The sequence below is a fragment of the Plantactinospora sp. CNZ320 genome (assembly GCF_002846275.1).
Map to the genome: position 1 here is coordinate 2727999 of NZ_PJMP01000001.1, position 21262 is coordinate 2749260.

14 protein-coding genes are annotated in these 21262 nt (G+C 73.2%); 6 read left to right on the plus strand and 8 right to left on the minus strand.

All coding sequences use genetic code 11. The features are described from left to right. Positions 1-30: 30 nt before the first annotated feature. The 7 genes from CLT71_RS11900 to CLT71_RS11930 form a co-directional block, all read right to left on the minus strand. Positions 31-1437 carry a UDP-N-acetylmuramoyl-tripeptide--D-alanyl-D-alanine ligase gene (locus tag CLT71_RS11900; RefSeq protein ID WP_101367151.1) on the minus strand — a complete coding sequence of 469 codons (1407 nt, stop codon included), beginning with the start codon at positions 1435-1437 and terminating at the stop codon, positions 31-33. After that, a complete protein-coding gene (locus CLT71_RS11905; protein WP_486483216.1) occupies positions 1434-2966 on the minus strand; it encodes a UDP-N-acetylmuramoyl-L-alanyl-D-glutamate--2,6-diaminopimelate ligase in 1533 nt (510 codons plus the stop codon). Before CLT71_RS11905 ends, CLT71_RS11900 begins: the two co-directional genes overlap by 4 nt. 91 nt (positions 2967-3057) lie before the next feature. Next, positions 3058-5286 carry a peptidoglycan D,D-transpeptidase FtsI family protein gene (locus tag CLT71_RS11910; RefSeq protein ID WP_101367153.1) on the minus strand — a complete coding sequence of 743 codons (2229 nt, stop codon included), beginning with the start codon at positions 5284-5286 and terminating at the stop codon, positions 3058-3060. A gap of 4 nt (positions 5287-5290) precedes the next feature. After that, the gene (gene ftsL, locus CLT71_RS11915; RefSeq protein WP_101367154.1) at positions 5291-5950 is read right to left on the minus strand and encodes a cell division protein FtsL; all 660 of its coding nucleotides are present in this window, start codon (positions 5948-5950) and stop codon (positions 5291-5293) included. Then, the gene (gene rsmH, locus CLT71_RS11920) at positions 5947-7077 is read right to left on the minus strand and encodes a 16S rRNA (cytosine(1402)-N(4))-methyltransferase RsmH (RefSeq protein WP_101367155.1); all 1131 of its coding nucleotides are present in this window, start codon (positions 7075-7077) and stop codon (positions 5947-5949) included. Before rsmH ends, ftsL begins: the two co-directional genes overlap by 4 nt. 200 nt (positions 7078-7277) lie before the next feature. Continuing rightward, positions 7278-7709 (minus strand): division/cell wall cluster transcriptional repressor MraZ, encoded by a 432-nt coding sequence (mraZ, locus tag CLT71_RS11925; protein WP_101367156.1) that lies wholly within the window; start codon positions 7707-7709, stop codon positions 7278-7280. 332 nt (positions 7710-8041) lie between these two features. Then, positions 8042-10957, minus strand: coding sequence for a DEAD/DEAH box helicase (locus CLT71_RS11930; protein ID WP_101367157.1), 2916 nt, complete (start codon positions 10955-10957; stop codon positions 8042-8044). A gap of 198 nt (positions 10958-11155) precedes the next feature. Between CLT71_RS11930 and CLT71_RS11935 the strand changes: the two genes are divergently transcribed. From CLT71_RS11935 to CLT71_RS11960, 6 genes are all read left to right on the plus strand, one after another. Beyond that, the gene (locus tag CLT71_RS11935) at positions 11156-12403 is read left to right on the plus strand and encodes a MurT ligase domain-containing protein (RefSeq protein ID WP_101371375.1); all 1248 of its coding nucleotides are present in this window, start codon (positions 11156-11158) and stop codon (positions 12401-12403) included. Next, a complete protein-coding gene (locus CLT71_RS11940) occupies positions 12393-13151 on the plus strand; it encodes a type 1 glutamine amidotransferase family protein (protein WP_101367158.1) in 759 nt (252 codons plus the stop codon). The genes CLT71_RS11935 and CLT71_RS11940 overlap by 11 nt, the downstream gene beginning before the upstream one ends. Before the next feature lie 90 nt (positions 13152-13241). Next, the gene (locus CLT71_RS11945; protein ID WP_101367159.1) at positions 13242-13979 is read left to right on the plus strand and encodes a VTT domain-containing protein; all 738 of its coding nucleotides are present in this window, start codon (positions 13242-13244) and stop codon (positions 13977-13979) included. Positions 13980-14304: 325 nt separating this feature from the next. Beyond that, complete coding sequence (locus tag CLT71_RS11950) at positions 14305-14760, plus strand: (2Fe-2S)-binding protein (protein ID WP_101371376.1); 456 nt, start codon at positions 14305-14307, stop codon at positions 14758-14760. Continuing rightward, entirely contained in the window at positions 14747-15763 is a 1017-nt protein-coding gene (locus CLT71_RS11955; RefSeq protein ID WP_101367160.1) for an FAD binding domain-containing protein, read from the plus strand. Before CLT71_RS11950 ends, CLT71_RS11955 begins: the two co-directional genes overlap by 14 nt. A gap of 13 nt (positions 15764-15776) precedes the next feature. After that, positions 15777-18029 carry a xanthine dehydrogenase family protein molybdopterin-binding subunit gene (locus CLT71_RS11960; protein ID WP_101367161.1) on the plus strand — a complete coding sequence of 751 codons (2253 nt, stop codon included), beginning with the start codon at positions 15777-15779 and terminating at the stop codon, positions 18027-18029. A gap of 181 nt (positions 18030-18210) precedes the next feature. Here CLT71_RS11960 and leuS read toward each other — a convergent pair whose 3' ends face one another. After that, positions 18211-21054, minus strand: a complete 2844-nt coding sequence (gene leuS, locus CLT71_RS11965) for a leucine--tRNA ligase (RefSeq protein ID WP_101367162.1) — start codon at positions 21052-21054, stop codon at positions 18211-18213. Positions 21055-21262: the final 208 nt, after the last annotated feature.

Here is a 21262-nt window from a genome sequence, read left to right on the forward strand (position 1 = left end):
CCATGACCGACCCGACGACGACCGCCCCGCTCATCGGGACCCGTTCCCGGGCTGCACGGCCTCGGCGCGCAGCGCGTCGGCCACCTCCCAGGTACGGTAGCGCGAGCCCTTCACCAGGACGACGTCACCCGGCCGCAACTCGCGGCGCAGCGCCTCGACCGCCGTCGCCTGATCGGTAACCAGCACCGACTCTCCTCCCCAGTTCGCCATCGCCACCGCGCCGTCGTGGATCGGCGCGGCCGGCTCGCCGACCACGATCAGCCGGTCGACGCCCAACTCCGCAGCGAGCCGACCGACCTGCTCGTGCCCGTCCCGTTCGAAATCGCCCAGCTCGGCCATGTAGCCGAGCACCGCGAAGGTCCGCCGCCGCTGCCCCATCCCGGCCAACGCCCGCAGCGCTGCGGCGGTCGAGGCGGGGTTGGCGTTGTAGGAGTCGTCGATCACCGTCACCCCGTCGGTGCGGTCGAAGACGTCCATCCGGCGGGTCGAGGGCAGGCCGAGCTGACCGAGCGCCTCGGCCAACTCGGCCAGCGGCATGCCGAGTTCCCGGGCCACCGCCGCCGCGGCGAGCGAGTTGCCGACCTGGTGCCGGCCGCTGATCCCGAGCCGGACCGCCGCCCGACCCTCCGGCGTGACAAGGGTGTACGACGCCCGCCCGCGATCGTCAAGGCTGACCTCCTCGGCCCGCACCTCGGCGTCGGCGGCCTCGCCCACAAGTACCGTCCGGGCGGCGGTGCGGGTCGCCATCGCGCGTACCCGCTCGTCGTCGGCGTTGAGCACGGCGAGCCCGTCGGCCGGCAGCCCTTCGACCAGTTCGCCCTTGGCCTGGGCGATCGCCTCCTGCGAGCCGAACTCGCCGATGTGCGACACGCCCACGTTGATAACCACCGCGATCCGGGGCGGAGCGATCTCACAGAGGTAGCGGATGTGTCCCAGCCCCCGGGCGCCCTTCTCCAGCACCAGGAACCGGGTCTGCGCGTCGGCCTGCAACGCGGTGTACGGGTGCCCCAGCTCGTTGTTGAACGAGCCGGGCGGCGCCACAGTGGCACCGAGCCGGTCGGTGAGCTGGGCGACCAGGTCCTTGGTGGTGGTCTTGCCGGACGAGCCGGTCAGCCCGATCACGGTCAGCTCGGGCAGCCGGTCCAGCACCGCCCGGGCCAGCCGGCCGAGCGCGGCCCGGGCGTCCGGGACCAGCACCATCGGCACCTCGTCGACCGGCCGGGAGCCGAGCACCGCCACCGCCCCACCGGAGGCGACCGCCTCCGCCGCGAAGTCGTGCCCGTCCACCTTCTCGCCGGGGAAGGCCACGAAGAGCCCACCGGGGCGTACCTTGCGGGAGTCGAACTCGACCGGGCCGGTGACCCGCGCGGTCGGCTCGGCCGCCACAAGTCGACCGTCGATCGCGGCGGCCACCTCGGACAGGGTCAGTGGGATCATCGGCGTCCCTCCACCAGGTTGCCGAACCGGGCGGTGAGCGCGGCTGCCAGCTCCACCCGGTCGTCGAACGGGTACGTCCGGCCGGCGATCTCCTGGCCGCGCTCGTGCCCCCTGCCGAGTACCACGACCACGTCACCGGGCCCGGCGAGCCGTACCGCCTCGTCGATCGCCGCCCGCCGGCCGGCCACCTCGCGTACCCGGTCCGCCCCGCCGTCCTGTTCGGCGCCGCGCCGCACCTCGGCCCGGATCACCGCCGGGTCCTCGCTGCGCGGGTTGTCGTCGGTGACCACCACCAGGTCGGCGCCGGCCGACGCGGCGGCACCCATCAGGGAGCGCTTGCCGTGGTCCCGGTCGCCGCCGGAGCCGAGTACGCAGATCAGCCGGTTGCCGGCGCTGGTCAGCTCGCGCAACGCGGTCAGCGCGGCCACCACCGCGCCCGGGGTGTGCGCGAAGTCGACCACCCCGTGCACCGGTCCGGGCGCCTGCACCAGTTCCAGCCGGCCGGGCACGCCCGGGCAGGCGGCCACGCCCCGGGCCGCGACCGCCGGGTCGACGCCGGCGCCGACCAGTACGGCGATCGCCAGCAGCGCGTTAGCCACGTTGTGCCGGCCGGGCAGCGCCACCCCGGCCTCCACGGCCAGCCCGTCCGGCCCATGCGCGGTGAAGGTCTGGGTGTAGCCGGAGTCCCGGACCGCGTCGGCCCACCAGGTCGCGGCCGGGTCACCGGCGGCCGAATAGGTGACGGTGCCTGGCTTGCGCAGCGGCACGAGCGCCGGATCGTCGTGGTTGAGCACCTCGACGTCGCAACGGCCGTCGAAGAGCCGCGCCTTGGCCGCGAAGTAGTCGGCGACGTCGGCGTGGAAGTCCAGGTGGTCGTGACCGAAGTTGGTGTAGCCGCCGACGGTGAACCGCACCCCGCCGACCCGGCCCATCGCCAGCGCGTGGCTGGAGACCTCCATCGCCACCGCGGTGACCCCGCGCTCGCGGGCCGCCGCGAGCATGGCGTGCAGGTCGGTGGCCTCGGGGGTGGTCCGGACGCTCTCCACCACCAGGTCGCCGAGCCGGCACTCCACGGTGCCGATCAGCCCGGTGACCTCACCGGCCGCCCGCAAACCGGACTCGATCAGGTAGGTGGTGCTGGTCTTGCCGGCGGTGCCGGTGACGCCGACGACGGTCAGCCCGGCGGTGGGGTCGCCGTAGATCGCGCTGGCCAGGTCGCCGAGCACCGCACGCGGCTCCGGCACCACAAGGGCGGGCAACCCCGCCTCGGCCGCCGCCGGGGCGCCGGCCGGATCGGTGAGTACGGCCACCGCGCCGGCCGCCACCGCCTCGGCGACGAACTCGGCGCCGTGCCGGCGGGCACCCGGCAGCGCCGCGTAGAGGTCGCCGGGACGGACCTCGGCGCTGGCATGGGTCACCCCGGTTACTGCCAGGTCGGCGGCGTCCGGGAGCGACTCGACGGCGACTCGCGCGGCGAGATCGGCGAGCCGGACCGGCGTCACGGCGTGGGGACGGGGATTGCCGGGCACGGCGTCAGACCCTACCCCTTCGGGGGGTCCACCCCGCACAGCCGCCCCGGTGGTTTGCCCGCACCCACCGATGATGTCCCGTTCCGGCAGGTCATCGCGGATAGACGACGAACTTCGGCGGCGCGCTTCCGGTGGAGGGCACCCGATAGTGACCGAGTACGTACTCCATCATCTCCTTGAAGGCCGGTGCGGAGATGTCGCCGCCACCGCCGGACGGGGTGTGCGCGAAGACCGCGATGACGTAGCGCGGGTCGTCCGCCTGGTCCATCCCAATGAACGAGGCGACCTGGCCGGGGGCGTACCGCCCGTCGACCACCCGGGATCCGGTGCCGGTCTTGCCGGCGATCCGGTACCCCTTGATCGCCGCCTGTCTGGCCGTACCGCCCTCGATGGTCACCGGCGCCTCCAGCAGGGTACGCAGCGCGGCAGCGCTCTCCGGGCTGAGCACCCGCCGGGTCTGCGGTGCGGGTACCGGCTTCCGCTTGCCGTCCGGGGCGATGATCTCGCGTACCAGGTGGGGCTGGATCCAGGTGCCGTCGTTGGCGATCGCGGCGTACGCGGCGGCCATCTGCAACGGGGTGACGTCGACGCTGTGCCCGATCGGCACCGACCCGTACGTCGAGCCGCTGTATTCCGACGGCTTGAGCACCCGGCCGGACGCCTCGCCGAGCACTCCCTCCCCGGTCGGCCGGCCCAGCCCGAACCTGAGTTGGTACTCGTAGAGCTTCTCCACGCCGAGCCGGTCGGCGACCCGGATGGTGCCGACGTTCGAGGAGAACCCGAGCATGCCGGCGACACTGAGTTTGCGGCCCTGCGCGTTGTGGGTGTCCCGGAACGGCTGGTCCCCCTTGCGGATGCTGTACGGCGTCGGCCAGGCGGTCTCCGGGGTGATCACCCCCTCCTCCAGCCCGGCGCCGAAGACGATCGCCTTGTGCACCGATCCGGGGTCCACCACGAAACTGGTGGCGGCATCGTTGCGGTCACTTGCCTTGTATTTCTGCCAGTCGGCCGCGTCGTAGGTCGGATAGCTCGCCTGGGCCAGCACCTCGCCGCTGCGTACGTCGAGCACCACTGCCGCCCCGGTGGTGCCGTTGACCTCCTGCATCCGCTTGGCCAGGATCCGCTGCACCATGAACTGGAGGTCCCGGTCGATGGTGAGTTGCAGGGAGCTGCCCGGCCGGGCCGGGGTGACCCTGCTGTAGCCACCGGGAATCTCGGCGGCCAGTTCGCCCTTGCCGACCTCGTACTCCCGTTCGCCGTTCACCCCGCGCAACAGTTCGTCGTAGCGGGCCTCGATCCCCTCCAGGCCGACCCGGTCCTGGCTGGTGAAGCCGAGCAGGTTGGCGGCGAGGTCGCCGCCGGGGACCTCGCGCCGCTCGTCCCGCCCGGTGCCGATGCCGGCCAGGTTGAGATCCATGATCTTCTCGGCGGTGTTGACCTCGACCCCCCGGGCCAGGTACTCGAAGTTCGACGGGCGCCCGTCCGGCCGCTTCCGCTTGCCCATCTCCTCGGCCAGCTTCGAGGCGGGGATGCCGAGCAGCGGCGAGAGCGCCGCGGCGGTCCGGGCCGGGTCGTCGACGAGTTCCGGGTCGGCGTAGACGTAACGGGCCTCGACGCTCTGCGCCAGCGCCGCCCCGGAGCGGTCGTAGATGGCTCCCCGGGGGGCGGGCAGGACGACGGTACGCAGCCGGTCGCCGACGCCGCCGCCGTCGTACTCCGGGGCGTCGACGACCTGGAGCGCGATCAGCCGGATGCCGATGGTGGTGAACATGGCGAGCGCGAGCAGGGTGCCGAGCCGCAGCCGCCGGTGCGGGTCGGCGAGTCGGGGTGGCCGGCGGGGTCGCCGGGCCGGGCGACGCTCGGGCGCACCGGCGGCCGTCCGGGTCGGACCGCCGGTCGACTCGGCCGTGCGCCGCCGTACCGGCTTGGCGACGTCGGTGCCCCGGACCGGACGCGGGGTGATGGTGCGTCCGTTGCCGGTCTGCGAGGTGCGCCGGGCGGTCCGGGCCGCGCCGGCCCGGCCACCGTCGAGCACCTGCAACGCCGGCCGGAACGGGTCGGCCGACCGTGCGGTCCTGGGGGTACGCCGGGACCGGCCGCCGGAGTCGCCGCCGACCGTTCCGGGGGTACGCCGCAGTTCCGGGCTGTCCCGCACGGTCCGCCCGCGTGGGGTGTAGGCCCGGGCGTCGGAGATGCCGCCCAGCCCGGAACCGGCGCGGCCGCCCTGTTCGGCGCCGCGTTCGGAGTCCCGACCGGCACGCGACGAGCCGCGCCGGGACACCGAAGCGTCCCGGCGCGGCTCGTCGGACCGCGGCGTCACCGGGTCATCCCCCGGCGCCCTGCTGGCTGGTGATCGCCGGCTCGCCACCGGCCGGCTGCGGCACCCCGATCACCCGGCCGTCGGGCAGCCGGATGAAGGCGGGTGGCCCCGAGTCGACCAGGCCCAACTGGCGGGCCCGGGCGGTGAGGTTGCCCGGCACCTCGGCGTCGGCGATCTTCTGCTTCAGCTCCTGTTCCTGGATGTCCAGCGTGGACTGCTGCTGCTGCAGCCGCTCCAGCCGGAACGCGTTCTCGTTGACCTTGCTGTTGACCACCAGGATGCCGAGCATCCCGCCGACCACCAGCACCAGGATCAGCGCCACGAAGGAGACCCGGGGTCGGGCCACCGGCAGCGGTGGTGCCACCCGGAGCCGGGAACGCCGGGTCGGCGTCGACGACTCGGGTGCCTGCTCCGGCCGCTCCTCCGAACTGTCCCAGACGCGTACCGCCGGCTGGTCCAAGTCCCGCTCCCGCAGCGCGGCACTGCCCTGGGTCGGATACCGTCGTGCCCCCCGTGCCCGGGCCTCCGACGCCGGGTTCGACCGGCCGTCGTCCGCCCGCTGCGCCCGCTGCACCGTGGTCCGGCCCCCCGACCGCGGTGTGCGCTGCTGCGCGTCGCGCGTCACGTCGGGCTGTTCCCGGCGCTCGCGCTTGTTGACGTTCATCTTCCCTCCCCCTGTACTGTCGTGCCGCCGTCGGATCCCGGCGGCATGTCCCGTCGCGCTCCGTCGGATCCGCCCGGTGCCCCCGCACCGGCCGGACCTGTTGTCCCGACGACTCGCCCGGGCCGTTCGCGGACAGCCCGCCTCGTCGTCGCACTCGCTCCGCCGTCCCGGTCGATCCGTTCCGCCGCCCGCAGCCGCACCGATGCGGCCCGCGGGTTGGCCTGGACCTCCGCCTCGCCCGGCAACTCAGCTCCCCGGCTGAGCAGCCGCAGCGTCGGCCCGGTACCGGGCAGTTCGACCGGGAGGTCGACCGGCCCGGTGCTCCGGGCTCGGCCGGCGAACACCTGCTTGGTGATCCTGTCCTCAAGTGAGTGGTAGGACAGCACCACCAGGCGACCGCCCACGGACAGTGCGTCCAGGGCGGCCGGCAGCGCCGTTTCCAGCGCGGCCAGTTCCCGGTTTACCTCGATCCGTAAAGCCTGAAACGTCCTCTTGGCCGGATGTCCCCCGGTACGTCGGGCTGGCGCCGGGATGGACTCCCTGACCAGTTCGGCCAACCGGGCCGACGAGGTGAGCCGGTTGCGCTCCCGCTCCCGGACGATCGCCGAGGCGATCCGGCCGGCGAACCGCTCCTCGCCGTAGACCCGGAGCACCCGGGCCAACTCGCCGTGCGAGTAGCCGTTGACGACCTCCTCGGCGGTCGTACCCGCCGACTGGTCCATCCGCATGTCTAGCGGCGCGTCCTGCGCGTAGGCGAACCCGCGGTCGGGCGCGTCGAGTTGCAGCGAGGAGACGCCCAGGTCGAACAGGACGCCGTCCACCCGGTCGTGGCCGAGCCGCTCCAGCACCTCGGGCAGCTCGTCGTAGACCGCGTGCACCAGGTGGACCCGGTCGGCGAACCTGTCGAGCCGGGCCCGTGCGTGTGCCAGCGCCTCAGTGTCCCGGTCGAGACCGATCAGGACGGTACGCGGATGCGCGCTGAGCACCGCCTCGGCGTGCCCGGCCAGCCCGAGGGTGGCGTCGACGTACACGGTCGTCCGGTGATCGGCCCGGTCCAGGGCGGGGGCGAACAGCTCGAGACACCGCTCAAGCAGCACCGGCACGTGCGTACCGCGTAGCTCCCCCATGTCGACCCCCAGTGACCCCTGTCTCGTCCGGACGTGCCCGGTAGTTGTCGCGCTCGTCGTACCGCCAGATCCCCATCCGCTCTGCTCCCCCGGGCCGACCTTCGGTCCTCGGGGGATCGCGCCTGGCACCGGGGAAGAGGCGCCAGGAACCTCGAGCGGGTGGAGATCTCGCAGTACGTCGGGCGTCGGCACGCGCCGCCCTACAGTCCGCCGGGCAGCACCCCCTCCTCGATGTCGGCGAAGTCCCCTTCGCTCTCCGAGAGGTAGGTCTCCCAGGCCCGCTTGTCCCAGATCTCCACCCGGGTGCTCGCCCCGATCACCACCAGCTCACGATCCAGCGCCGCGTACTCCCGGAGGTGGATCGGGATGGTGACCCGACCCTGCTTGTCCGGGATCTCGTCGTGCGCGCTGGCGAAGAAGACCCGGCTGTAGGCTCGGGCCGCCTTGTGTGTCATCGGCTGCTCGCGCAACTGCCCGGCGATCCGCTGGAACTCGGGCATCGGGAAGACGTAGAGGCAGCGCTCCTGCCCTTTGGTGATCACGACACCTCCCGCCAGCTCGTCCCGGAACTTGGCCGGAAGGATCAGCCGGCCCTTGTCGTCCAGGCGCGGGGTGTGCGTGCCGAGAAACACCGGCCCAACCCCCTCGCCCTACCAGCGACGTTCGCGGCGCCGCTGCCCCCCGGGCCGGCGGGCCCTTCTGGCCCCCCATCGCGCCCCACTCTACTCCACTTCCCTCCACCCGCAACCGGAATCGCCCGGAAAGACCGGCTGTCCGCCGGATGAAACCGCACGTCAGAAGGGGTGGCCGGCGGTGGAGGGAAATGGGCCCCCCGGCGCGAAGGTCCACTATCCGACAGCCGTACGACGGCGATGGGGTGCCCGGAAATAGAGGTTTTTTCCGACCGATCTGGACACCTCAACAGCCCCGGTGGAGGGAGGTGGGGAGGAAAGTGGAGGAAAAATCAACGGCGGGCGGCGACGTCCAGCGCGGCGCGGACCGGATCGCCGCCCCACCGGCTGGCGAACGCGTCGACCACCACCCAGCCGGCCTGGACCAGCGCCCGGTGCCGGGCGATGTGCGCGGCCGGGCCGGCCGGATGGACCGCACAGTTCAGCCCGATCGCCGAATCGCCGGTACCGACGCAGAGGTCCACAGTGAAGCGTCCGACCGGATAGCGGCGCCGCACCGGCAGCCCGACCCGGACCAGCTCCGCCGCCAGCTCGTCTGACCAGCCGACCGGCCCCGCCCCCGGCGAGGCGACCGTCGCGACACCGCGCACACCCGGCCCGCGCTCCGAATCGGTGCCGTTCGCCGGATCGGTGCCGTTCGCCGCAGCGCCGGGCACCGTGGTGCCGTTCGCCGGAGCGCCGCTCGCCGTGGCGGCGACGGTGACCGGCTCGCCGCGCGGCGGCGGCGGGTGTGCCGCGTACCGCAGGTAGTCGCCGAGCAGGCCGTTCGGCGCGGACTGCGAGGTCAACACCACCATCCGGCGCCGGGCCCGGGTGACCATCACGTTGAACAGGTTCGGGTCGGTCAGGAACCGCCGCCGCCCGGCGGGGACCGGATCGGTCACCGCCAGCGACACGATCACGGTCTCCGCCTCGCTGCCCTGGAACGAGTGGACGGTGCCGACCCGCAGCCCGAGCCGCTCGATCTCGGTCACCGGAAACGCCGCCACCAGCGCCGATTCCAGCGCGTCGGCCTGGGCCCGGAACGGGGTGATCACGCCGATCCCGACCCGGCCCGCCTCGGCCAGCCGGCGGACCTCGGCCACCGCCGCCGCCACCTCGGCCCGGTTCACCCCGGCCTCGGCGGGCTCCGCCGACACCGCCAGCACGTCGATCACGTCCGCCGTCTCGTTGCCGGGATGGCGGGTGGCCACCGCGATCCGGTCGTCGTAGAAGCGGTGCGCGGAGAACTCGATCAGGTGCGGGGCACAGCGGTAGTGCTCGTCCAGCCAGCTGACCGGGGCGGCCCCGGCGGCCAGGTCGAAGGCGCTCACCCGGCGTACGTCCACCCGGTTGTCCAGGCCGTACCGCTGAAGGGTCGCCGCCACGTCGACGTCGGCGACGAACGAGACGAACCGCAGTTGCCGTGGATCGCCCACCACCAGCGCCCGGCGGGCCCGGACCAGGGCCGGTGCCGCCCGGATCTGGTCGGTGTGCGACGCCTCGTCCATGATCACCAAATCGAAGAGCCCGGCGATCGGCGGTAGCAGTTCCTCGACGTCGGTGACCGTACCGATCCAGAGTGGCAGTGCCCGGACCAGCGAGTCCCCGCTCAGTTCGGCGAGAAGTTCCCGGCGCCGGTTCCGGCCGGCCCGCAGCGCGCCGGCCAGCGCGACCGCGCTGCGGCGACCGGCCGCGTCCCACCGGTCCGGGCCACGGCTGCGATGCCGCATCGCGGTGCCGAGCGCCGCCGACAACCGCTGCCGGGCCGCCGCCAGCACCGGCCAGAGCGGACCCGGGTCCACCCCGCCGACCACCGCCAACCGGGCCGCCGCCACCTCCGCCCGGGCCGCCGCGATCGCGTCGTCGAGCCGGTCCAGCGGCACCGTCCGGGCCGCACCCAGCCGGCGACGCAGCAGGCGGCCGGGCGGCCCCGGCAGGCAGCGCCGCCACCAGGCACCGGCCGAGGCCCGGACCCGGTCGGCCGACCGGACCGCCGCCGCCAGGTCCGCGCCGGGCTCGAAGGCACCGGGTACGTCGAGCCGCAGCCCGCCGACCACCGGCGCCCAGCGCTGCACCTCGCCGGCCAGCAGTTCCAGCTCGAGCAGCTCGGTGAGCTGGCCGGTCACCCGCTCCACCTCAGCGGTTGCCTCGACAACTGCGATCCGGTCCGCCTCCAGGGTCGCCGCCGTCACCTCCGCCTCGGCGGTCAGCTCCAGTGCGGCCGCCAGCGCGGCCCGGCGCTCCGCGTCGCCGAAGAGCACCGGTCGCGGGCCGGGATAGCGCTCCAGCAGCTCACCGAGTACGTCGGCGGCGTGCGTCGACTGCGTGACGACGAGTACGCTCCCGCCCCGGTCCACCTCGTCGAGTGCGGCGGCCACCACGGCGTGGCTCTTCCCGTTGCCGGGCGGGCCGGAGACCACTGTCACCGGCTGCTGCCGGACCCGGCGTACCACCTCGGTCTGCGCGTCGTTCAACGGCAGCGGCGAATCGACCGGCCCACTCCTGTCGACCGGCCCGCTGCCCTCGGCGGGGGTGTTCGGGGCTGCGGTGCCGTACACCATGGCGAGGGCGGTGGACTCGACGCCGGGCCGGGCGGCCCAGGCCCGCAGCCGGTCCCCGAGGGCCAGCCCGGCGACGTCCCGCACGCTGAACAGCACCGCCGACACGTAGAGCACCGGCTTCTGCTGCGCCGGAAAGCTCGCCGGACCGGTACGCCGGGTCCGGTCGACACCGGCCAACGGCACGCCTGCCGCCCGGGCGACCGTGCGCAACCACGCCTCGGCACCGGTGCTCGTCAGCCATCCGGAACCGCCCAGCCCCGGCGCGACCTCCAGCCGGGCGGCCAGGTCCCGGTCCTCGACCAGCGCGGTGATCTCGAAGTCGCCGGCCGGGACCACCCGGTACCCGCGCAGCGTGCGCTCCAGCCGGACCGGCTCGCTGAGCAGCGGGAAGCGCACCCTGCGGGTCCCGCCATCGGTCTCGATCCGGCCGGCGACCAGGCCCCAGCCGCGCCGCAGGGTCCGATCGTCGCGGTGCAACAGGTCGGCCGCAGCCAGCCGGTCCACCTCGCGGGACTGCCGGCAGGAGTCGGGGACGGCCAGCCAGATCAACGGCTGGCCGGGACGGGTCACGTCGAGCACCCGCTCGGGGGCAGCCGGGGCGAGGTCGGCGAGGGCCCGCAGCACGGACGCGACGGAGGGGCTCATCGGCAGCCGAGCGTAGCAACCGGGTACGCCCAGGGGCCGGGCGTCGGGTGGGTACGCCTCGGCCCGGGCCTCGGGCCGGTACGCCTCGGGTCGGGCCGGCCCGGCCGCCTCCCCGCGTGCCCGCCCGTCCGGGTCTTTCGTGCGGCGGTCACCCAGCCGGCGCCGTCCGGTAACCTCGCTCGCGTGACGGACGGGAAGATGCCTCTCCGGGCAAAAGTGGCCAGTTCGGTTTCGCGGACCGCCGCGGCCCTGTCCCGGGCTGCCGGCCGGGGCGACGGCTCGGTGATCGGCGGGTGGATCGGTCTCAAGATCGATCCTGATCTCCTGGCCCACCTGTCGTCCGGCCGGGCCATCGCGCTGGTGTCGGGCACCAACGGCAAGACGACCACCACCAGGCTGACCGCGGCGGCGGTCGGCGTACTCGGGCGGGTGGCGACCAATTCGTTCGGCGCGAACATGCCCACCGGGCACACCTCGGCGCTGGCCAAGGCCGGCAGTACCCCGTACGCGGTGCTGGAGGTCGACGAGCACTACCTGGCCCAGGTGCTGGAGGCGACCGAGCCACGGGTGGTGGCCCTGCTCAACCTCTCCCGGGACCAGCTCGACCGGGCCAAGGAAGTGGCGATGATGGCCCAGCTCTGGCGGGCCGCGCTGGTCCGGCACCCGTCGGTACGGGTGGTCGCCAACGCCGACGACCCGATGGTGGTCTGGGCGGCGACCCCACCGGCGGCCCGCAGCCCGCAGCTGACCCCGGCACCGGTCACCTGGTTCAGCGCCGGTCAGCGCTGGCACGACGACTCCTGGGTCTGCCCCGAGTGCGGCTCGCCGATCGAGCGGCTGGCCGACCAGTGGTGGTGCACCGGCTGCTGGCTGCGCCGGCCCGAGCCTCAGTGGGTGGTCGAGGACGACGGCGTGGTCGACCCGGCAGGTGACTGGCACAAGGTGGTCCTGCAACTGCCCGGCCGGGTCAACCTCGGCAACGCGGCGACCGCGCTGGCGGTGGCCGCCGAGTTCGGGGTACGCCCGACCGACGCGGTGTCCCGGCTCGGTGGGGTCGCCTCGGTCGCCGGCCGGTACGCCCAGGTGGTCAGGGACGGCCGGACGATCCGGCTGCTGCTGGCGAAGAACCCGGCGAGCTGGCTGGAGGCGTTCGACATGGCCGACGAGGCGCCGACGCTGCTCTCGATCAACGCCCGGGACCCCGACGGGTTGGACACCTCCTGGCTGTTCGACGTCGACTTCGCCCCGTTGCGCGGGCGGCAGGTGCTGATCACCGGCGACCGGGCGTACGACCTGGCGGTGCGGCTGGACGTCAACGGCGTACCGTTCCAGCACGTACGGACCTTCACCGAGGCGATCCGGAGCGTTCCGCCGGGGCGGCTCGAGGTCATCGCCAACTACACAGCGTTCCAGGACATCCGAGCGGAGTTGGACCGTGTCGACTGAGCCCGTCTACCGCACACCCGGCCCGGCCGGCGGGGAGAGCACCCTGCGGATCGTCTGGATCTACCCGGACCTGCTCTCCACCTACGGCGACCGGGGCAACATGCTGATCCTGGCCCGCCGGGCCGAGCTGCGCGGGCTGCCGGTCGAGTGCATCGAGATCCGCTCCGACCAGCGGCTGCCGGTCGCGGCCGACATCTACCTGCTCGGTGGTGGCGAGGACGGCCCGCAGGCGTTGGGCGCGCAGCGGCTGATCGCGGACGGCGGACTGCGCCGGGCCGCCGAGCAGGGTTCGGTGGTCTTCGCGGTCTGCGCCGGCTACCAGTTGCTGGGCGGCTCGTTCTTTGCCAAGGGCACCAAGTGCGCCGGCCTGGACCTGCTGGACCTGCACTCCGACCGGGGACCGTCCCGGGCGGTCGGCGAACTCGCCGGTGCCATCGACCCCCGGCTCGGGCTGCCGCCGCTGAGCGGCTTCGAGAACCACGGCGGGCGTACCCACCTCGGTGCCGGGGTCTCCCCGCTGGCCCGGGTCAGCACCGGGATCGGCAACGACGGCAGCACCGAGGGCGCCTGGCGGGGCAAGCTGCTCGGCACCTATTCGCACGGGCCGGCGCTGGCCCGCAACCCGGCCCTGGCGGATTTGCTGCTGCGCTGGGCGATCGGGGTGCCGCAACTGCCGCCGCTCGACGACACCTGGTCGGAGCGGCTGCGGGCCGAACGCAGCGCGGCCCTGGCCGCCGCCCGGCAGTGAACCTTTTTCAACCTCCACTTGCAGTCCGGCGGACCGGCAAGGTCGGACGCGGTGCGTGAGCGCCGCGCGGTCCAGGTTGAAAAAGATTCAGTGATCGGCCGCGTCCGGCAACTGCTTCGGCAGCGGTCGGTCGCGCGGTTCACCGTACTGCTCCTGGTGCTCGGCCTCTTCGGGCTGGTGCTGGCGCTCGCGCCCCGGCCGGAGGTGGCCGAGCTGCCCCGGCTGGCCGATCGGCTCGGCCGGCTGGCACCGGTCGCGGCGATCGGCGGCGGCGCGCTGCTGCTTGTCGCGCTGGTGCCCCGGACGGCGATCACGGTGGTCTGGGGGGCGATCTTCGGGCCGCTGCTCGGTGCCGGCTACACGCTGGCCGCCGCCCTGCTCGCCGCGCTCGCCGGCTTCGCGGTCGGCCGGCTGCTCGGTCGGGAGTTCGTCGCGGAGCGGGTACGCGGCCGGCTGGCCCGGCTCGACGGCTGGTTCGCCCGGCAGAGCGTACTCGGGGTGATCAGCGTACGGCTGATCCCGATCGGCGGGTTCGGGCTGATCAGTTACGGCTACGGCACCACCGGCGCGCGGCTGGGGCCGTTCCTGCTGGGCAGCCTGCTGGCCGCCACCCCGTCGGCGTTCGGCTACGCGGCGGTGGGTGCGGCGGCGGTCTCGCCGGACGAGGTGAACTGGCTGGCGGTCTCCCCGGGCGCGCTGGGCCTGGTCGCCACCGCCGTACTGGCGGTGCGCTGGTGGCGGGCGGAACGTCGCGCCGGAGCAGCCCAGCGGTCCGGGGCTGCCGATCCGCACCTCCGGGCCGACCGCCCGGGGGCGAACCCGGAGTAGTCGGAGCCTCGGACATCCTCGGATCGACACGTTGCGCGTTTAGTGGTATTTGCCCGATAAGGACTATTCGCCGATAGGCTGGGCGCACCACCGTCCTGCGGGAGCGGCAGCCCGGGAAGGACGGTTGGCCGAGCCTCACCCCGGGGCCGGGCGACCCCCGGCCCCGGCGGTGAGGCGTTCCCGCCGAGCGCGATCCGCGCAGCGATGGTCAGCGAGGTGACGGGTGAAGTCGTACGCCGAGACAGCCGGTGCGGTGGAGGTCGCCGACACCGCCGTCGTACGCGGCCCGAACGCCACTGTCGTCCGGCTCTCCGTCAACGGCACCATGCGGAGCATCCTGGTCGAGCCCCGGGTCAGCCTGCTCGACGCGCTCCGCGACCGGCTCGACCTCACCGGCGTCAAGAAGGGCTGCAACCAGGGTGCCTGCGGCGCCTGCACGGTCTGGGTCGACAAGCGGCGGGTGCTTGCCTGCCTCACCCTGGCGATCACCTGCGAGACCCGCGAGGTCACCACGATCGAGGGGCTCTCCGACGGGGTGGACCTGCACCCGATGCAGACGGCGTTCATCAGCCAGGACGCCTTCCAGTGCGGATACTGCACCCCGGGACAGATCATGTCGGCCGTGGCGTTCCTCGCCGAGGGGCACGCCGCCGACGACGACACGATCCGGGAGTGGATGAGCGGCAACATCTGCCGGTGCGCGGCGTACCCGAACATCCGGGCCGCCATCCGGCAGGTCCGGGACGAGGCCGGGACGGGCGGGCCCGATGCGACCGGTTAGCTACTCCCGGGTGGCCGACGTGGCCACCGCGATCGGCACGGTCGCCGCCGACCCGGGCAGCACCTTCCTGGCCGGCGGCACCACCGAGGTCGACCTGCAACGCATCCACGTCGCGAGCGCGAAGCGCCTGGTCGACATCAACGACCTGCCGCTGCGGCAGGTCGACGAGCTGCCCGGCGGCGGGGTACGGATCGGCGCCGTCGCCCGGATGAGCGACATCGCCCAGGCACTGCCGATCCGCCGCCGGTTCCCGATGGTCTCCCAGGCGCTGCTGCTCGGTGCCTCCCCGCAACTGCGCAACATGGCGTCGATCGGCGGCAACCTGATGCAGCGGACCCGCTGCGGCTACTTCCGGGACGTGGCGGCGGCCTGCAACAAACGCGAACCGGGCACCGGGTGCAGCGCGCTGACCGGGGTCAACCGTGGCCACGCCGTCCTCGGCACCAGCGCGCACTGCATCGCCACCCACCCCTCCGACCTCGCCGTCGCGCTCGTCGCGCTGGACGCGGTGGTGCTCACCCAGGGGCCGGCCGGGCACCGCGAGATCCCCGCCGACGACTTCTACCTCGTCCCCGGCGACACCCCGGACCGCGAGCACCCGATCGCGCACAGCGAACTCGTGGTCGCCGTGGAGATCCCGCCGCTGCCGATGGCGAGTACCTCGATCTATCTGAAGGTGCGGGACCGGGAGTCGTACGAGTTCGCGCTCGCCTCGGCCGCGGTGGCCGTCTCGCTGAACGCCGGGGTGGTCACCGACGTACGGCTGGCGCTGGGCGGTGTCGCCACCAAACCCTGGCGGGCCCGCCGGGCCGAGTCGGTGCTCGTCGGCGCACCGGCCACCGTCGAGTCGTTCCGGGCGGCAGCCGAGGCGGAACTGGCCGACGCGGTGCCGCACGGGATGAACGCGTACAAGATCGAGCTTGGCCGGCGCACGATCGTACGGGCGCTGCGCATGGTCACCGGCGACGCCCGGATGGTCAGCGACGACGGGAACCCGCGATGAACGGAGTACGCGGATGAGCCCGGTGCTCGGCGCCGCCCTGGACCGGGTGGACGGCCGGGCCAAGGTCACCGGCGCGGCCAGGTACTCCGGGGAACTGAACCTGCCGAACCTCGGCCACGCGGTGCTGGTCGGCGCCCGGGTGCCGAGCGGCCGGATCATCGGGATCGACTGCCGCCAGGCAGCTGTCGCCGACGGGGTGATCGCGGTGCTGACCCACCTCGACCTGCCCCGGGTCGCCGCCCAGCCGAAACTCTTCCCGTCGCTGGCCGGACTCGTCGCACACGGGCAGAGCTTCTTCCCGATGCAGGACGACGTGGTGCACTACGCCGGGCAGCCGGTCGCGATCGTCGTCGCCGACACCATCGAGCGGGCCGAGTACGCGGCCACCCTGGTCCAGGTCAGCTACGCCGAGACACCGTCGGCGACCCTGCTCGACCAGGTACGCGACAGCAGCTACGAGCCGGAGCGGATCTTCGGCGGGCTGGTACCCGGCCGTAATCCCACCCGGGGCGACCCGGAGGCGGGACTGCGCGACGCCGAGGTGCGCCTCGACCTGACGTACGGGTTCGCCGCCAACCACCAGAACCCGCTGGAGATGTCGACGACCACGGTGGTCTGGGACGACGTCGACCGGCTCACGATCTACGACTCGACCCAGGGGCCGACCGCGACCCAGCTCAGCGTCGCCGAACTGCTCGGCCTGGCACCGACCCAGATCCGGGTGGTCAGTCACTTCGTCGGCGGCAGCTTCGGGTCCAAGGCGCTGATCTGGCCACACGTCACCCTCGCCGCGCTCGCCGCCCGCCAGGTCGGCCGGCCGGTCCGGCTCACCCTCAGCCGCGACCAGATGTTCCACTCCTGCGGGCACCGGGAGGAACAGGAGCAGCGGATCCGCCTCGGCGCCGACCGCGACGGCAGACTGGTGGCGTTCACGCACGACAAGCTCTCCTTGACCTCGCACTTCGACGACTGGGCCGAGACCTCGCTGGAGTCGGCCGCGATCGCCTACGCGTCACCGAACTACGCCGGCGGCTACCGGCTGGCCAGGGGCAACACCATCACCCCGACGTTCACCCGTGGCCCGGGCGAGGCGACCGGGATGTTCGCCCTGGAGTCCGCGATGGACGAGCTGGCGTACGCCACCGGGATCGACCCGATCGAGCTGCGGCTGCGCAACCACACCGACGTCGACCCCGACACCGGCAAGCCGTGGTCGAGCAAGGGACTGCGGGAGTGCTACCAGCGCGGCGCCGAACTCTTCGGCTGGGCCGACCGCGACCCGACCCCCGGCGCCCGCCGGGAGGGACGCTGGCAGATCGGTACCGGGATGGCCACCGCCGCCTATCCGGTGGCCGCCCCGATCAGCCCGCAGCGGGCCCGGGCCCGGATGTACCTCGACGGCAGCGCGGTCGTCGAGGCGGGCATCTCGGAGTTCGGTACCGGCGCGCTGACCGCGATGACCCAGGTCGCGGCGGACGGCCTCGGCCTGCCGGTCGAGCGGGTACGGTTCCTCGGCGGCACCACCGACCTGCCCAACGTCGCCGCCGCGGTCGGCTCGGCCGGCTCGGGCGCGACCAGTTCGCCGGTACACCTGGCCTGCACCCAGCTGCGCGACCAGCTCGTCGGGCAGGCGGTGGCCGACCAGCACTCCCCGCTGCACGGCGCCGACCCGGCCGCAGTGGTGGTCCGGGACGGCCGGATGTGCCTGCGCGACCGCCCCGACGTCGGCGAGACCTACGCCGAGCTGCTCGGCCGGAACCACATCCCGGACGTCGAGGCGGTGGGCACCTGGCAGCCCGTCCTGCCGCCGATGACGGACCACGCGATGCACACCTTCGGCGCGCAGTTCGCCGAGGTGGCCGTCGACGCCGATCTCGGCCTGGTCCGGGTACGCCGGCTGGTCGGCGTCTTCGCCCCCGGCCGGGTACTCAACCGCAAGACCGCGCACAGCCAGTTGATGGGCGGGATGCTCTGGGGGCTGGGCCAGGCGCTGCTGGAGGCGACCCGGATGGACCCGCACACCGGGCGCTGGGCCAACGCCAACCTCGCCGACTATCTGGTACCGGTGAACGCTGACGTCCCGGACGTCGTCGTCGAGACCATCGAGGTGCCCGATTCGGTGGTGAACCCGCTCGGGGTGAAGGGGGTCGGCGAGATCGGCATCGTCGGCACCTCCGCCGCGATCGCCAACGCCGTCCACCACGCCACCGGCCGGCGGATCCGGCACCTGCCGATCACCGTCGAGGCCCTGCTCTCTTCCCGCTGACCCGGCCTCGGACCACTCGCCTGGACACCAGAGGCGAAATCCGCCCCGGGTAACGCCCCTGGTGTCCAGGTCGTGCGCCGACAGTCGACGACACCGACCCGGCAAAGGCGACGGCGGCCCCGTCCACCGCCCGGCCGGGCATCGTCATCGGCCGTAAGGGCGCCGCAGACGACACGAGCCGTCAGACGACGACGCTGACCATCCGGCCGGCAACCACGATCACCTTGCGCGGTTCCCGGCCGCCCAGGTGGTCGGCGACGGCGGCCAGGGCGGCGGCCCGGACGTCGGTCTCGGCGGCGTCGGCCGCGACCTCGACCCGGCCCCGGACCTTGCCGTTGACCTGCACCGGGTACGTCACCGTCTCGGCGACCAGCAGGCTCGGGTCGGCCACCGGGAACGGCTCGTACGCCAGCGACCCGGCGTGCCCCAGCCGCTGCCACAACTCCTCGGCGATGTGCGGGGCGAACGGCGACAGCATCAGCAGCAGCGGCTCGACCACCTCGCGGGGAGCCGGGTCCAGCCGGGTCAGCGCGTTCGTCAGCTCGATCAGTTTGGCGATCGCGGTGTTCATCCGGATGGCGTCCAGGTCGCCCCGGACCCCGTCGATGGTCCGGTGCAGCAGCCGCCGGGTCTGCTCGTCGGCCCGGGCGTCGCTGATCCGCAGCCGCCCGGTCCGCTCGTCGACGACGATCCGCCAGACCCGTTGCAGGAACCGGTACGCCCCGATCACCGCCCGGGTCTCCCAGGGTCGGGAGACGTCCAGCGGGCCCATCGACATCTCGTAGACCCGGAACGTGTCGGCGCCGTACGCCTCGCACATCTCGTCCGGGGTCACCACGTTCCGCAGCGACTTGCCCATCTTGCCGTAGACCCGGGTGACCTCCTGGTCGCGGAAGTAGTACCGGCCGTCGACCTCCTCCACCTCGGCCGCCTCGACGTAGCCGCCCCGGTCGTTCTGGAAGGCGTACGCCTGGATCATGCCCTGGTTGTAGAGCCGGCGGTACGGCTCGTACGACGAGACGTGGCCCAGGTCGTACAGCACCTTGTGCCAGAAGCGGGCGTACAGCAGGTGCAGTACGGCGTGCTCCTGGCCGCCGACGTACAGGTCGACGCCACCGGGATCGCCCGGTGAGCGCGGGCCCATCCAGTACCGCTCGTTGGCCGGGTCGACCAGCACCTGCGAGTTGGCCGGGTCCAGGTAGCGCAGCTCGTACCAGCAGGAGCCGGCCCACTGCGGCATCACGTTGGTCTCCCGGGTGTAGCGCCTCGGCCCGTCGCCCAGGTCGAGCTCGACCTCGACCCAGTCCCTGCGTCGGGACAGCGGGGTCTCCGGATCGGTGTCGGCGTCGTCCGGGTCGAAGGTGCGCGGCGCGAAGTCGTCCACCTCGGGCAGTTCGACCGGCAGCATCGACTCGGGCAGCGCGTGCGGGTTGCCCTGCTCGTCGTGGACGATCGGGAGCGGCTCGCCCCAGTAGCGCTGCCGGCTGAACAGCCAGTCCCGCAGCCGGTAGGTGGTCGCGCCGGAGCCGTACCCGTTCGCCTCCAGCCACTCGACGATCCTGGCCCTGGCGTCGGCGACGGGAAGCCCGTTCAGGTCCAGGCCGCGCTCCGGCGCGGCGCTGTTGATCGCCGGCCCCTCCCCCGGGTACGCCCTGCCGTCGAAGTTCTCCGGCGGCTGCACGGTACGCACGATCGGCAGCTCGAAGACCTTGGCGAACTCCCAGTCCCGCTCGTCCTGCCCGGGTACCGCCATGATCGCGCCGGTGCCGTAACCGGCCAGTACGTAGTCGGCGATGAAGATCGGGATCTGCGCGCCGTTGACCGGGTTGGTGGCGTACGCCCCGATGAAGACACCCGTCTTCTCCCGGCTCTCCGCCTGCCGCTCGACGTCGGTCCTGGCGCCGGCCGCCTCCCGGTAGGCGTGCACCGCGGCCCGGGGGTCGGCCTGCCCGCCGGTCCAGGCGTCCCGGGTCTCCGCCGGCCAGGCGTCACCGGTCAGCGACTCGACGAGTGGATGCTCCGGGGCCAGCACCAGGTAGGTGGCCCCGAAGATGGTGTCCGGCCGGGTGGTGAAGACCCGGATCGGCGCGGCTGCGGTCGGGAACTCGATGTGCGCACCTGTCGACCGGCCGATCCAGTTGCGTTGTTGCAGCTTGATCGCGTCGGGCCAGTCCAGCGCGTCCAGGTCGTCGACCAGCCGGTCGGCGTACGCGGTGATCCGCATCATCCACTGTTTCAGGTTGCGCTTGAAGACGGGGAAGTTGCCCCGCTCGGACCGGCCCTCCGGGGTCACCTCCTCGTTGGCCAGCACCGTGCCCAGCCCCGGGCACCAGTTGACCGGCGCCTGCGAGACGTACGCCAGCCGGTGGTCGTCGACGACGCGCCGCCGCTGCGCCGCGGACAGCTCTGCCCAGGCCCGGCCGTCCGGGGTGGCCCGGGTACCCGCCTCGAACTCGGCGACCAGCTCGTCGATCGGCCGGGCCCGGCCGGCGGCGGTGTCGTACCAGGAGTTGTAGATCTGTAGGAAGATCCACTGCGTCCACCGGTAGTAGTCAGGGTCGATCGTCGCCACCGAACGCCTGTGGTCGTGCCCCATCCCCAGCCGGCGCAGCTGCGCCCGGAAGTAGCCGATGTTCGCCTCGGTGGTGGTCCGCGGATGGGTACCGGTCTGCACCGCGTACTGCTCGGCCGGCAGCCCGAACGCGTCGAAGCCCATCGTGTGCAGCACGTTGCGGCCGGCCAACCGCTGGTAGCGGGCGTAGCAGTCGGTGCCGATGTAGCCGAGCGGATGCCCGACGTGCAGCCCTGCCCCGGACGGGTACGGGAACATGTCCAGCACGAACAGCTTCGCCGCGTCCGCCCTGGGATGGCCGGGATCGGCCAGCGGCCCGACCGGGTTGGGCGCCAGGAAGGTGCCCCGCTCGGCCCAGTGTGCCTGCCAGCGCAGCTCGATCTCGCCGGCCAGCTCCGCCGTGTAGCGGAACGGAGGCACGTCCGCCGCCGGTTCGGCTGCCTCGGTCGTCATGTCGTCTCCTCTGCGGGCCGGGTCCGTACTCCGGGCACAAAAAAGCCCCTCGCGCAGGAGGGGTAGCCGTGCTGTCGCTGTCTGTCGCGTCAGCACGGCTCGCTAAGGAGCAGGCGAACCCGGGACATGCGGCCATCGTACCGCCTGCTGGCAGGGCTTTCGCAGCCGAATATCGGCGGAGGATCGTCCCCCGGCTCCCGGGTGTGCT